General features: G+C 71.4%; 12 protein-coding genes. 8 read left to right on the forward strand and 4 right to left on the reverse strand.

Translation table 11 applies throughout. The features are described 5' to 3' along the window. Positions 1-11: 11 nt before the first annotated feature. Positions 12-365, reverse strand: a complete 354-nt coding sequence (locus AB0N07_RS17760; protein WP_365835898.1) for a hypothetical protein — start codon at positions 363-365, stop codon at positions 12-14. Between the two features lie 140 nt (positions 366-505). On the opposite strand from AB0N07_RS17760, the gene AB0N07_RS17765 reads away from it, so the two are divergent. From AB0N07_RS17765 to AB0N07_RS17780, 4 genes are all read left to right on the forward strand, one after another. After that, positions 506-1,555 (forward strand): glycine betaine/L-proline ABC transporter ATP-binding protein, encoded by a 1,050-nt coding sequence (locus tag AB0N07_RS17765; RefSeq protein ID WP_365835900.1) that lies wholly within the window; start codon positions 506-508, stop codon positions 1,553-1,555. Next, positions 1,548-4,166: an ABC transporter permease/substrate binding protein gene (locus AB0N07_RS17770; RefSeq protein WP_365835902.1), complete on the forward strand. Its 2,619-nt coding sequence runs from the start codon at positions 1,548-1,550 to the stop codon at positions 4,164-4,166. Before AB0N07_RS17765 ends, AB0N07_RS17770 begins: the two co-directional genes overlap by 8 nt. A gap of 786 nt (positions 4,167-4,952) precedes the next feature. Beyond that, positions 4,953-5,528 carry an XRE family transcriptional regulator gene (locus tag AB0N07_RS17775; protein ID WP_365835904.1) on the forward strand — a complete coding sequence of 192 codons (576 nt, stop codon included), beginning with the start codon at positions 4,953-4,955 and terminating at the stop codon, positions 5,526-5,528. A gap of 5 nt (positions 5,529-5,533) precedes the next feature. Continuing rightward, entirely contained in the window at positions 5,534-6,253 is a 720-nt protein-coding gene (locus AB0N07_RS17780; protein WP_365835906.1) for a helical backbone metal receptor, read from the forward strand. Here the strand turns inward: AB0N07_RS17780 and AB0N07_RS17785 are convergent. Then, positions 6,165-7,337 (reverse strand): TDT family transporter, encoded by a 1,173-nt coding sequence (locus AB0N07_RS17785; RefSeq protein WP_365835908.1) that lies wholly within the window; start codon positions 7,335-7,337, stop codon positions 6,165-6,167. The genes AB0N07_RS17780 and AB0N07_RS17785 overlap by 89 nt on opposite strands. A 69-nt stretch (positions 7,338-7,406) precedes the next feature. Between AB0N07_RS17785 and AB0N07_RS17790 the strand changes: the two genes are divergently transcribed. Further along, entirely contained in the window at positions 7,407-8,330 is a 924-nt protein-coding gene (locus tag AB0N07_RS17790) for a LysR family transcriptional regulator (RefSeq protein WP_365835910.1), read from the forward strand. Between the two features lie 314 nt (positions 8,331-8,644). Here AB0N07_RS17790 and AB0N07_RS17795 read toward each other — a convergent pair whose 3' ends face one another. Together AB0N07_RS17795 and AB0N07_RS17800 are read right to left on the reverse strand one after the other, a co-directional pair. Then, positions 8,645-9,358, reverse strand: coding sequence for a gamma-glutamyl-gamma-aminobutyrate hydrolase family protein (locus AB0N07_RS17795; protein ID WP_365835912.1), 714 nt, complete (start codon positions 9,356-9,358; stop codon positions 8,645-8,647). 85 nt (positions 9,359-9,443) lie between these two features. After that, positions 9,444-10,178 carry an FCD domain-containing protein gene (locus AB0N07_RS17800; protein WP_351466300.1) on the reverse strand — a complete coding sequence of 245 codons (735 nt, stop codon included), beginning with the start codon at positions 10,176-10,178 and terminating at the stop codon, positions 9,444-9,446. A 95-nt stretch (positions 10,179-10,273) separates the two neighbouring features. Here AB0N07_RS17800 and AB0N07_RS17805 point away from each other — a divergent pair, with 95 nt between their 5' ends. From AB0N07_RS17805 to AB0N07_RS17815, 3 genes are read left to right on the forward strand one after another with little or no spacing between them, the layout of a single operon-like run. Beyond that, on the forward strand, positions 10,274-11,644 hold the full coding sequence (locus AB0N07_RS17805; protein ID WP_365835915.1) for a glutamine synthetase family protein: 1,371 nt from the start codon (positions 10,274-10,276) through the stop codon (positions 11,642-11,644). Positions 11,645-11,652: 8 nt separating this feature from the next. Further along, positions 11,653-13,026: an aldehyde dehydrogenase family protein gene (locus tag AB0N07_RS17810; protein ID WP_365835917.1), complete on the forward strand. Its 1,374-nt coding sequence runs from the start codon at positions 11,653-11,655 to the stop codon at positions 13,024-13,026. Continuing rightward, a complete protein-coding gene (locus AB0N07_RS17815; RefSeq protein WP_365835919.1) occupies positions 13,023-13,805 on the forward strand; it encodes a 3-oxoacyl-ACP reductase in 783 nt (260 codons plus the stop codon). The genes AB0N07_RS17810 and AB0N07_RS17815 overlap by 4 nt, the downstream gene beginning before the upstream one ends. The last annotated feature ends 2 nt before the right edge of the window (positions 13,806-13,807 follow it).

A 13,807-nucleotide genomic window follows, 5' to 3' on the forward strand; every position in this document is an offset into this window, starting at 1 on the left:
GGCACTGACAGTCACCCGCCGGCGAGCAGCCACCGCCAGCGGGGACGTTCGGTCACCAGGGTGGCGGCGGCCAGCAACGACACGAGGACGGCGGCCCAGACGGGAAACAGCCGCCACGCGGAGATCACGGCCGCGACGAGCTGGAGCAGTACGAGCAGGACAGTGCCCCAGCCCGGCACGGCGACGACGACCTTCTCCTTGTCCCCGGGGGTGGAGAACACGGCCGGCAGACCGATCAGCACCAGCACCGCGAGGACGGCGAGCGGCCAGGAGTACGGCCACAGGGCCCAGGGCGTGGCGATCCAGGCCACCAGCTCCGTCGCGAAGCGCAGCACCGACGCGCGTGAGTCGTCCGGTCGTTCCACAGCCGTCCCCCCACACACCGATGTGAAGCACCGGCGGCGATCCTACGCACTGGTTGTGAACTGAACCACTTCCCCGTTTGTCCTGGTCGGCCGGGGGCAGGCGCGGCCCTTGTCCCCCCACCGCGTGATGAGAGGCAGACGTGTCATCCAGGCTAGAGGCCGAACATCTCTACAAGGTGTTCGGCAGACGACCCGACGACGCAGTCGAGCGGCTCCGACAGGGAGCCGAACGGGAGGAGCTGCGCGCCGACGGCACCACAGCCGCCGTGATCGACGCGTCCTTCACCGTGGAACCGGGCCAGATCTTCGTCGTCATGGGCCTGTCCGGCTCCGGCAAATCCACGCTGCTGCGCATGCTCAACGGCCTGCTGGAGCCGACCGCGGGACAGGTCCGCTTCGACGGCCAGGACCTGACCGCGCTCGGCGACCGTGAACTGCGTGCGGTCCGCGCGCGGAAGATCAGCATGGTCTTCCAGCACTTCGCGCTGTTCCCGCACCGCAGCGTCCTCGAGAACGCGGCCTACGGCCTGGCCGTGCAGGGCGTGCCCCGCGCCGAGCGCGAGCAGCGCGCCGGCGAGGCGCTGGCCCTGTGCGGACTGGCCGGCTGGGAGAAGTCCTGGCCCGACGAGCTGTCCGGCGGCATGCAGCAGCGCGTCGGCCTCGCCCGCGCCCTCGCCACCGACGCCGACCTGCTGCTGATGGACGAGTCGTTCAGCGCCCTGGACCCGCTGATCCGCCGCGACATGCAGGACCAGCTGCTCGAACTGCAGCGGAGCCTGAAGAAGACCATCGTCTTCATCACCCACGACCTCAACGAGGCCATGCGCCTGGGCGACAGCATCGCCGTCATGCGTGACGGCCGCATCGTCCAGACCGGCACCGCCGAGGACATCCTGCTGCGGCCCGCGAACGACTACGTCGCCTCCTTCATCCAGGACGTCGACCGCTCCCGCGTGCTGACCGCGTCCGCAGTCATGGACACGGACGTACAGGGAGACGAGGCCGACTGCGGCTGCACGAGCGACTGCGAGACCGCGACGCCCGACACACCGTTCACCGAGCTCTGCGCGATGAGCGCCCGGACGACGCACCCCGTGGCCGTCCTCGACTCCCGGCGCAAACTCGTCGGAGTGGTCCCGACCCGGCGCCTGGTCGCCTTCCTCGGTAACGAGGAGGCCGTCCATGCCTAGGATCCCGCTCGGTGACTGGGTCAACAGCACCGTCGACTGGCTGCTGGCCCATGTGTCCTGGCTCTTCGACTTCTTCAAGGCCGTCTTCTCGGGCGCCTACGACGGCATCAACGCCGTTCTGCAGGCCCCCGAACCCCTGCTGCTCGCGGGCATCTTCGCCGTGCTCGCGTTCTGGCTGCGCGGCAGCCTCGCAGGTGTCCTGACCTTCGTGGGGTTCGCCTTCATCGACTCCCTCGAACTGTGGGACGACGCGATGGTCACCCTGTCGCTCGTCCTCGTCGCCACCATCATCGCGCTGGTGGTCTCGGTGCCCGTCGGCATCTGGGCCGCGCGTTCGAACAGGGTCAGCGGGCTCGTCCGGCCCGTCCTGGACTTCATGCAGACGCTGCCCGCGATGATCTACCTCATCCCGGCGATCCTGTTCTTCGGCACCGGCGCCTCCGCGGGCATCGTCGCCACCCTGATCTTCGCGCTCGCCCCCGGCGTGCGCATGACGGAACTGGGCATCCGCCAGGTCGACAAGGAACTGGTCGAGGCCGCCGAGGCCTTCGGAACCTCGCCCCGCGACACCCTTCTGCGCGTCCAGCTGCCCCTTGCACTGCCGACCGTCATGGCCGGTGTGAACCAGGTCATCATGCTCGGCCTGTCCATGGCCGCGATCGCCGGCATGGTCGGCACCGGCGGCCTCGGCGGCGACGTCAACGAGGCCATCGGCCAGCTCGACGTGGGCCTCGGCTCCGAGGCCGGTGTCGCGATCGTGATCCTCGCGATCTACCTCGACCGGATGACCAGTGCCCTGGGCACCCATGTCTCCCCGCTGGGCCGCCGCGCCGCTGCCAAGGCCCGCGCCGCCCAGGGCCCGAAGATCTGGTCCTACCGGCCCAGTCCGCAGATCGCGGTCATCGGTGTCGTGGTCCTCGCGCTCGTCGCGGGCGGCATGGGCATCTTCGGCGGCAGCAGCGGCTCCACCCCGGTGGCCGACGGCAAGGACGTCGGCCAGGGCAAGAAGATCAGCATCGGCTACATCCCCTGGGACGAGGGCGTCGCCTCCACCTACCTCTGGAAGGAGGTCCTCGAAGAGCGCGGCTACCAGGTGGACGCCAAGCAGTTCGAGGCCGGCCCGCTCTACACCGCCCTCGCCCAGGGCACCGTCGACTTCGAGACCGACTCCTGGCTGCCGACCACGCACGCCCAGTACTGGAAGAAGTACGGCAGCAAGCTCGACGACCTCGGCGCCTGGTACGGCAAGACCTCCCTGGAGCTGAGCGTCCCCTCGTACATGAAGGGCATCGACTCCCTGGACGACCTCAAGGGCAAGGCGGGCACCTTCGGCGGGAAGATCACCGGCATCGAGTCCAGCGCCGGCGAGATGGCCCTGCTCAAGAGCAAGGTCCTGAAGGACTACGGCCTCGACAAGGAGTACCAGGTCGTCGACAGCTCCACCCCGGCGATGCTGGCCGAGCTCAAGCGGGCGTACAGCCAGAAGCAGCCCGTCGTCGTCACGCTCTGGTCGCCGCACTGGGCGTACAACGACTACAAGCTGAAGAAGCTGAAGGACCCCAGGGGCGCCTGGGGTGCGGGCGACGGCGTGCACACGCTCGCCCGCAAGGGCTTCGCGGGCGACAACCCCGTCGTCGGCAAGTGGCTGAAGAACTTCAGGATGAACGAGAAGCAGCTCACCAGCCTCGAAGCCGAGATCAACAAGGCGGGCAAGGGCAAGCAGCAGGACGCCGTGCGCGCCTGGCTGAAGGACAATCCGGGGTTCGTGGACAAGGCGGCTCCCGTCCCGCACAACTCGACCTCCGCCGAGGCCAAGCGGCCCGTGAACGTCGCCTGGTTCCCCTGGGACGAGGACATCGCCGTCACCTACCTCTGGAAGAGCGTCCTGGAGCGGCGCGGCTACAGGCTCAACCTCAAGCAGATGGACGTCGGCCCGGTCTACACCGGACTCGCCTCCGGCGACCTCGACGTCAACTTCGACGCCTGGCTGCCGTACGCGCAGAAGAACTACTGGGACAAGTCCAAGGACAGACTCAAGGACCTCGGCACCTGGTACCAGCCGACCTCGCTGGAGGTCGCCGTGCCCTCGTACGTCAAGGGCGTGAAGTCCTACGAGGACCTCAAGGGCAAGGCGGGCCTCTTCGGCGGGAAGATCATCGGGATCGAGCCGGGCACCGGCGAGATGAACCTGCTCAAGACGAAGGTGCTGCCCGGTTACGGCCTGGACAAGGAGTACAAGGTCGTCGACGGCTCCACCCCGGCGATGCTGGCCGAGCTCAAGCGCGCCTACGCCCGGAAGAAGCCCGTCGCCGTGGTGCTGTGGTCGCCGCACTGGGCGTACAGCCGGTACGACCTGACCAAGCTGAAGGACGACAGGAAGCTCTTCGGCGAGGGCAACACGATCCGGACCATCGCCAACGAGAAGTTCCCCGAGCAGTACCCGCAGCTCACCAAGTGGATCAAGAACTTCAGGATGAGCGAGGCCGAGCTCGGCAGCCTGGAGGCCGAGATCAACAAGCGCGGCCAGGGCCACGAGGAGGAGGCCGTCGCCGCCTGGCTCAAGGAGCACCCGGACACGGTCGGCCGGATGACACCCCAGTCGGCCGGATGACGCTTCCGTAGGGAAGCACGCGCGCGTGGGGGGGAGGGGGAGTGTTGTCGGTGGCACCCGGAGGGGAGTGGCCGAGGACGAGGCGGCGGGGGACCGCGGCCTGTGCCCCCTTGCGTGGGTTACCACGCCCCCGGGGGCGGACGGTTCCGCCCCGCCCCCCCCACGCGCGCGTGAAGGGCGTACGAAAAGGATCCGGCCAACCACGGAGCGCCATGTCATCGCCCGAGCCTCATCGCTCCACGGGCCGGAAGTGCCGAGTGCACATGCACAGCGCCGCGCACCCTGGCCGGCCGGGTCGAAGCCGCCCCCGCGTCACCTCGATGCATGGCGGCGCCATCGAACTGACCAGCCATGACCGGCCGGACCGCGACACGGTGCGCCAACGGGGGGCGGCCCCGCCGACGTGGGGAACCGGCGGACGTACACCCGCGATCCCGGCACCGGACGGGCCGACCGGAGCCTCGTCCGCCCGCCCGCAGACGGCCGATCCCGCACCGACCGCCGACGGCCCCCGCCACCGGCCCGGACCGCCCTTCGGCCCCGCTGGTCAGCGGCTTCGTCCCGAAGGAGGAATCCGCGTCCGGCCGGCCCGCAGAGCCCATCCACGGGGCAGAGTTGGCGAATTGACCGCACGCAGGGTTTACGGGGATGTGACGGGCGCGTGAAACGGTTTGCCGAACCTGCGTAAGGTGCAGAGAACTCATCAAAGAGCCGCACCCGGACACCGGTGCACGGCACACGGAACCGCGCCACACGGACACACGAGCGAAGGAGGGAGCCGGAGCGATGGGCGACCACAAAGACGACCACAAGGATCAGCCCCTGCGAGTGGGCGCGGCCGTGCGGCGACGCCGTCGGGCGCTGCAGCTCACCCTCGCCGTGGTGGCCGGGCGCAGCGGCCTGTCGGTGCCCTTCCTGAGCCAGATCGAGAACGACCGGGCGCGGCCCAGCAGAACGTCCCTGGAGAAGGTCGCCGACGCCCTGCGCACCACCGCCGTGGAACTCCTCGCCGCCGCCGACCCGGCGTGCAGCGTCGACGTCGTGCGCGCCGAGCCCGAGCCGGTGGCCGAGCCGCGGATGCGCTCCCTGGTGCGGGGGCACCACCAGATGCACGCCTCGGAGTTCACCGGGGACCATGACGCGGGCCGCGAATTCCAGTACCGCAACGACCAGTTGATGTATGTCGCCGACGGCGCGGTGGAGATCGAGGCCGAGGGGCGGGCCTACCGGCTCGGCCGCGGCGACACGCTGTATCTGACGGGCGGCGTACGCCACCGGTGGCGGGCGACCGTGTCGGACACGCGCGTGGTCGTCGTCGCGGTCGCCGAGCACGTCGAGGCGGTCCAGAACCGGTCACGGTAGTGCCGGTGCGCGTCGTCTCCCTCGTCCCGTCGCTGACGGAGGCGGTCGCGGTCTCGGTACCGGGCGCCCTCGTCGGCGCGACCGACTGGTGCACGCACCCCGCCGACCTGGACGTCCCCCGCATCGGCGGCACCAAGAACCCGAAGCTCGACCGCGTCCTCGCGCTCGGCCCCGACCTGGTGGTGGCCAACGCGGAGGAGAACCGCGAACCCGACCTGGCGGCGCTGCGCGCGGCGGGCGTCGAGGTCCTGGTGACGGTGGTGTGTGACGTACCGCAGGCGTTCGCGGAGCTCGCCCGGGTGCTGGAGGCCTGCGGGGCGACCGCCCGCCCCCGCTGGCTCGACGAGGCCGAGACGACCTGGTCCCACCTGCCGCGCCCCGAGCACCGTACGACGGCCGTGGTCCCGATCTGGCGGCGGCCCTGGATGGTCCTGGGCCGGGACACCTTCGCCGGGGACGTCCTGTCCCGCCTCGGCGTCGACCACCTCCACGCCACCCACCCCGACCGCTACCCCCGCATCCCGCTCGACGACCTGCGGGCGGCCGCCCCGGACGTCGTCGTACTGCCGGACGAGCCGTACCGCTTCACGGCCGACGACGGCCCGGAGGCGTTCCGGGGCCTGACGTGCGCGTTGGTCAGCGGACGCCATCTGACCTGGTACGGACCGTCGTTGGCCGAAGCGCCGCGGGTGCTGGGCGAGGCCCTGCGAGCAGCGCTCCACTGATCAGCCCGCGGGCCGTGTGCAGGGCGGCGGTGGACCAGGCGGCGACGAGCAGAACGTACAGCCCGACCGCGAGCCAGTCGTATGCGACGAGCCCGGTGTGCCGGGCGAGAGCCTCGGAGCCCGTGACGCAGGTCCCCACCGGGAAGGTGAACGCCCACCACGTCATCGCGAAGCCCATGCCCTGCCGCCGTGCCCGCACCACATGCGCGGTGGCGAACACCAGCCAGAGCAGCGCGAAACCCATGACCGGCACGCCGTACAGGACGGCGAGGATGCCGAATCCCTCGCTGTACGGCGCCGGTGCGACCCCCGGTGCCGCATCCGCGAACTTGCCGACGGCCGTGGTGGACTGCCCGAGCGGCCCGAGCACCAGGAACAGCGTCGGGGTCAGAGCGAGGGGCAGCGGGCCGCCGGTGATCAGCCGACCGAAGATCACCGGCAGCATCAACAGGGTCGCGAGGAGACTGAGCCCGAACATCGCGAAGCAGGCGAACAGGAGCGTCTCCCGGGCCTGCCCGGCCGGCAGGTGCGGCACGAGGAGCGGACCGAGCGCCGCGGACACCATGGGCGCGACGACGGGCAGCAGCCACACCGGCGTGGCCTGGTCCGGCTCGACCTCGTGTCGTACGGCCATGAGGTACGGGACGGTGACGGCCGCCGCGAGCCCCACCGCCGTCCCGGCGGTGAACAGCACGGCGTCGAGAACGAGCGCGCCGTCCGGTCCGATCCAGTCCCGGCCGACGGTGACGGCGGCGCCGCCGACGGCCAGCAGGGCCATCGCGAGACACCCGTGGAACGGTGCCGTCGCCGGGTCGAGGAGATGCGCGCGGGCCTGGTCGCGGTGGTGCCTCCAGTGCAGGGCGCGGGCGGCGAGCAGAGCGAGCAGGAGGCCGAGGGAGAGGGCCCACACGGCCGCGCAGGCGGTGCGCAGGCCGGGAAAGTGGAAGGGGAGCGCCGACCCTGCGGTGGCGACGATGGCGGTGCCCATGACGGTGGCGTACCAGTTGGGCCCGAGGTGGCGGACGGCCGTGGCGCGCGGAGGGCGTGCGGTGGCACGCGGAAGGGGCTGGGCTGCGGTGACCATGCCTCACGGTCTCGCTGCCGCTTCCCCGCGACCAGGGAGTATGTCTCTATGAGGACATAAGCTGGAGTTATGAGTAACAGGGAGGGGCCGTCGGCCGTCGTCGTCTCGCTGGCGCATCGGGTGCCCGATCTCGGGGCGCTGGAGCTGTTGCTGGCGGTGGCGCGGCTCGGCAGTCTGGGCGGGGCCGCGCGCGAGGTGGGGATCACGCAGCCGGCGGCGAGCAGCCGGATCCGGTCCATGGAACGGCAGTTGGGGGTGGCCCTCGTCGACCGGTCGCCGCGCGGCTCGCGGCTCACGGACGCCGGTGCGCTGGTCACGGACTGGGCGCGGCGGATCGTCGAGGCGGCGGAGGCCTTCGACGTGGGGGCGCAGGCACTGCGGGACCGGCGGGACTCCCGGCTGCGCGTGGCGGCGAGCATGACCATCGCCGAGTACCTGCTGCCCGGCTGGCTGTTGGCGCTGCGCGCCCAGCGGCCAGACACGGCGGTGTCCCTGCTTGCGGGCAACTCGGCGGCGGTGGGGGAGCGGTTGCTGTCGGGCGAGGCGGACCTGGGTTTTGTGGAGGGGGTGAGTGTGCCGCCGGGTCTGGACTCGACGGTGATCGCCCACGACCGTCTGATCGTGGTGACGGCACCGGGGCATGCGTGGGCCCGGCGCCGGCGTCCGCTGGAGGCCTCGGAGCTGGCGGCGACGCCGCTGATCCTCCGCGAAAAGGGGTCGGGGACCCGGCAGGTCCTGGATGCGGCGCTGGGCGGGCTGGCGCGGCCGCTGATCGAGCTGTCCTCGACGACCGCGGTGAAGGCTGCGGCGGTCAGTGGGGCCGGGCCGGCGGTGTTGAGTGAGCTGGCGGTGGGGGAGGAGCTTGCGATGCGGCGGCTGGTGCCGGTGCCGGTCGACGGCGTCGCGCTGGCCAGGGATCTGCGGGCGGTGTGGCCGACGGGGCATCGGCCGGTGGGGCCGGCACGCGATCTCCTGTCACTGACCCGCGGCTGACGACCTGGGGGCTGCCGCCCCCAGACCCCCGCTTTCGGCCTCAACGGCCTCGTCCTCAAACGCCGGACGGGCTGAAAGATCAAACCCCGGCCGGCAAAAATTCAGCCCCTCCGGCGTTTGAGGAGCGGGGGGCCGGGGGCTGGCCCCCGGGTCGGGACGGGTAGGGGCGGCGGGGGCGAAAACCCTGAGGGCCGTCGGGATGCAGCATGAGGCGCATGACCACCCCCGCCCCGCCCGCCGCAGGCGTCCGCACGCCCTGGGAGGCACTCTGCGCGCCTTCCAGCGCGCCCAGGGCGACACCGCCCTCGCCCGGCTCAGGAGACGGCTGACGGCCTCGTAGCCGAAGAAGCCGCTTCCACCAGCGCCCGCATCACCCGCAGGTCGTCCCCCATCTCCGGATGCCACTGCACGCCCAGCACCCAGCCGTCGGCGGACGGCAGTTCCAGCGCCTCCACTGTCCCGTCCGTCGCGTGCGCCGAGGGGATCAGGCCGGTGCCGAGCCGGTCGACGGCCTGGTGGTGATAGGTCGGTACGGACGCCTCCTCGGGGACGGCGGCGGCGTACCGCGTGCCGGGCACCGGCTTGACCGGGTGGTGGCCGAAGACGCCGACGACCTCGGCGTGGCCGTCGATGTGCTGGACGAGCGTGCCGCCCAGGGCGACGTTCAGGAGCTGCATGCCCCGGCAGATGCCCAGCAGGGGGACCCGGGCGGCCAGGGCCGCGTCGATCAGCGCCAGTTCCCAGGCGTCCCGGGCACGGGCCGGCGGGCCGGTCCGGGGATGGGGCTCCGCGCCGTATTGGACCGGCTCGACGTCCGGGCCGCCCGCGATCACCAGACCGTCGAGACGCGCGACGGCCGCGGAGGCGTGCTCCGGCGCGTCCGGCGGCAGCATCGCGGCCAGCCCGCCCGCCCGCTGCACCAGCCGTGGGTAGCCGGCCGGCAGCAGCGCGGCCTCCAGCTCCCACACGCCCCAGCGCGCGCCGGCCTCCAGATACGTACTGATGCCGATCAGTGGCCCGTCCGCCATGCGTCCTCCCGCTCCTGCAAAGGATTGTATTCGTACCTTTGTCGAGAGGTGCCCTCCAAGGCAAGGCCTCCAAGGCCCCGGCACCTCACGCCAGGAACCCTCTGAGCAGCGCCGCCGTCCCCGCGCAGTGCTCCCGCATCATCTCCCGCGCCCCGTCCGCGTCCCCGTCCAGGACCGCCTCCACCAGCGCGACGTGCTGCCGCTGTGAGTGCTCCAGGTTGCGGACGAGGAGTGGGATGCAGTCGAGCAGATCGTTCACCGTCGCCCGGACCGCCGCGTACTGCGCGGTCAGCGTCGGCGACCCGCACAGCTCGGCCAGCGTCAGATGCAGCATCGTGTCCAGCCGCCGGTAGTCGGCGAGCGGTGCGTCGCCCGTGCGGGCCAGCGCCTCACGCAGCCGGTCCGCCTGCTCCTTGCCCAGACCGTGCGTCGCGCACAGCCCCGCCGCCCCGACCTCCAGGACCTCCCGGAAGCGCAGGACGTCCTCGATGTCGACCTCGGCGACCCGGCGCCGCAGCTCGTCCTCGCCGCCCGCGTCCGCGCGGGGCAGGACGAACGTGCCGCCGTAGCGCCCGCGCCGGGACTCCACCAGACCCTGGTCCTGCAGCACCTTCAGCACCTCGCGCAGCGTCACCCGGCTGATACCGAGCCGCTCCGCCAACTCCCGCTCGGCCGGCAGCCGCTCGCCCCCCGGCACCAGGCCCAGCCGAACGACCTGCAGGATCTGCTCCAGAGCCTCCTCGAAGCCGTTGCCCGCGCGTACCGGCCGCAGTACCGGTGTGAGCCGGTCCTCCAGGCTGCCGTCCGGATCCAGCGACATCCCGCCGCACCCCCTTCCCAAGCAATGGTTCTCCGCAATACCTTATGGCTTCCGGCCCGGTCGAAAAAGCGAGCAGCAGCCGAAGGAGCTCTCCCGTGGCAGACCGCACACCCCCGCTCGGCGTCGAGGAGCTGCATGCCCTCGTCGCCAGCGGTGAGATCGACACTGTCGTCCTGGCCTTCCCCGACATGCAAGGGCGGCTCCAGGGCAAGCGGTTCGCCGCACGTTTCTTCCTCGACGAGGTCCTCCACCACGGCACCGAGGGCTGCAACTACCTCCTCGCCGTCGACACCGAGATGAACACGGTCGACGGCTACGCGATGTCCTCCTGGGAGCGGGGCTACGGCGACTTCGCCATGCACCCGGACCTGCGCACCCTGCGCCGGGTGCCGTGGAACGCCGGTACGGCCATGCTGATCGCCGACCTCGCCTGGAACGACGGCTCGCCCGTGGTCGCCGCCCCGCGCCAGATCCTGCGCCGCCAGCTGGAGCGCCTCGCCGAGCACGGCTTCACCGCCCAGGTGGGCACCGAGCTGGAGTTCATCGTCTTCAAGGACACCTACGAGCAGGCCTGGGATGCCAACTACAGAGGGCTGACGCCGGCGAACCAGTACAACATCGACTACTCGGTGCTGGGCACCGGACGCATCGAGCCCCTGCTCCGCCGGATCAGGAATGAAATGGCGGGCGCGGGGCTCACCGTCGAGTCGGCCAAGGGCGAGTGCAACCCCGGCCAGCACGAGATCGCCTTCCGCTACGACGACGCCCTCGTCACCTGTGACCAGCACGCGATCTACAAGACCGGCACCAAGGAGATCGCCGCCCAGGAGGGCGTGTCGATCACCTTCATGGCCAAGTACAACGAGCGGGAGGGCAACTCCTGCCACATCCACCTCTCCCTCGCGGACACGGCCGGCAACAACGCCATGGCGGGCACCTCCGACGACCCCGGCGGCATGTCGGACGTCATGCGGTACTTCCTCGCCGGCCAGCTCGCCGCCCTGCGCGACTTCTCGCTCCTGTACGCCCCCAACATCAACTCCTACAAGCGGTTCCAGCCGGGCTCCTTCGCCCCGACCGCCGTGGCCTGGGGCCACGACAACCGCACCTGTGCGCTGCGGGTCGTCGGCCACGGCCGCTCGATGCGCTTCGAGAACCGGCTGCCGGGCGGTGACGTCAACCCGCACCTCGCCGTCGCCGGGCTGGTGGCGGCCGGGCTGTACGGCATCGAGCAGAAGCTGGAGTTGCCGGAGCCCTGTCCGGGGAACGCGTACACCGCCGAGTACGAACACGTCCCGACCACCCTGCGCGAGGCCGCCGAGCTCTGGGAGAACAGCCCCATCGCCAAGGCCGCCTTCGGCGACGAGGTCGTCGCGCACTACCGCAACATGGCGCGCGTCGAGCTCGAGGCCTTCGACGCCGCGGTGACCGACTGGGAGCTGCGCCGCTCCTTCGAACGCATGTGAGGCCCCTGTTGTCTGCCGAGCACGAACTCGTCGTCCTGAACCCCGCCACCGAGGAGGTCGTCGCCACCGTCCCCGCCGCCGACGCGGCCGAGGTGGACCGCGCCGTCGCCCGCGCGGTGGCCGCCCAGCGCACCTGGTCGGCCGCCGCACCCGCCGACCGGGCCCGGCTGCTGCGCCGCTTCGCCGACGTCGTCGACACGCATCTCGAGGAGCTGGCCCAGCTGGAGGTCCGCGAGGCGGGCCACGTCCTCGGCAACGCCCGCTGGGAGGCCGGCAACGCCCGCGACCTCCTGCTGTACTCCGCGGGCGGCGCCGAACGCCTCCTCGGCAAGCAGATCCCCGTGACCGGCGGCTGGGACGTCACCTTCCAGGAACCGCTCGGCGTGGTCGGCGTCATCGCCCCCTGGAACTTCCCGATGCCCATCGCCGCCTGGGGGTCCTTCCCGGCCCTCGCCGCGGGCAACGCGGTCGTCCTCAAGCCCGCCGAGACCACCCCGCTGACGGCCCTGCGCCTGGCCGAACTCGCCCTGGAGGCGGGCCTGCCGGAGCACCTCTTCCAGGTCGTCCCGGGCCACGGCCACACCGCCGGCCGTGCCCTCGTCGACCACCCCGACGTGGCGAAGATCGTGTTCACCGGCTCCACCCGCACCGGCCGCGAGGTCATGGAGCGCTGCGCCCGGCTGGTCAAGCCGGTCACCCTCGAACTCGGCGGCAAGAGCCCCAACATCGTCTTCGCCGACGCCGACCTCAGGACCGCCGTCGACCCCTTCTCCTTCCTGGACAACTCCGGCCAGGACTGCTGCGCCCGCACCCGGATCCTGGTCCAGGAGTCCGTCTACGACGAGGTCCGCGAAGTGCTCGCGGACGCGCTCTCCACGGTCGTGGTGGGCGACCCGGCCGACGAGAAGACCCAGATGGGCCCGCTGATCAGCCGTCAACAGCTGGACCGGGTGCGGTCGTTCGTGTCCGACGACGCTCCGGCCCTGCGCGGGAACGCTCCGGACGGGCCCGGCTTCTGGTTCCCGCCGACCGTCCTCACCGGCGAGCGGCACGACGCGGAGGCGGCCCGCGAGGAGATCTTCGGCCCCGTCGCCGTCCTGCTGCCCTTCACCGACGAGGCCGACGCGATCCGCCTCGCCAACGACACCCCGTACGGACTGGCCGGCTCCCTGTGGACGCGTGACCTGGGCCGCGCCCTGCGCGTCTCGCGGGCCGTCCGCGCTGGCAACCTCTCCGTCAACTCCCACTCCAGCGTCCGCTACTGGACCCCCTTCGGCGGCTACAAGCAGTCCGGCCTGGGCCGCGAGCTCGGTCCGGACGCCCTGACCGCCTTCACCGAAACCAAGAACGTCTTCATCAGCACGGAAGGCCCCGCACAGTGACCGACACCCCTGTTTGCCGACGCCTGGTCGGGCGTACCGCCGTCATCACCGGAGCCGGCAGCGGCATCGGCCTCGCCACCGCGCGCCGGCTCGCCTCCGAGGGCGCGCACGTCGTCTGCGGCGACGTCGACGAGGTCCGCGGCAAGGCGGCCGCCGACGAGGTCGGCGGGACCTTCGTGAAGGTCGACGTCACCGACGCCGAGCAGGTCGAGGCCCTCTTCAAGACGGCCTTCGACACCTACGGCAGCGTCGACATCGCCTTCAACAACGCGGGCATCTCGCCGCCCGACGACGACTCCATCCTGGAGACCGGTCTGGAGGCCTGGAAGCGCGTCCAGGAGGTCAACCTCACCTCCGTCTACCTGTGCTGCAAGGCCGCCATCCCCTACATGCGGCAGCAGGGCAAGGGCTCCATCATCAACACGGCGTCCTTCGTGGCCCGGATGGGTGCCGCCACCTCCCAGATCTCGTACACGGCGTCCAAGGGCGGTGTGCTCGCCATGTCCCGCGAGCTGGGCGTGCAGTTCGCCCGCGAGGGCATCCGCGTGAACGCCCTGTGCCCGGGCCCGGTCAACACCCCGCTCCTCCAGGAACTGTTCGCGAAGGACCCCGAGCGGGCCGCCCGCCGCCTGGTGCACATCCCGGTCGGCCGGTTCGCCGAGGCCGAGGAGATCGCCGCCGCCGTCGCCTTCCTGGCCAGCGACGACTCCTCCTTCGTCAACGCCACCGACTTCCTGGTGGACGGCGGAATCGCGGGCGCGTACGTCACGCCTCTGTAGGT

Origin of the sequence: Streptomyces sp. NPDC051172 (genome assembly GCF_040682555.1) — a bacterium.
In the GTDB taxonomy this organism is placed as follows: domain Bacteria; phylum Actinomycetota; class Actinomycetes; order Streptomycetales; family Streptomycetaceae; genus Streptomyces.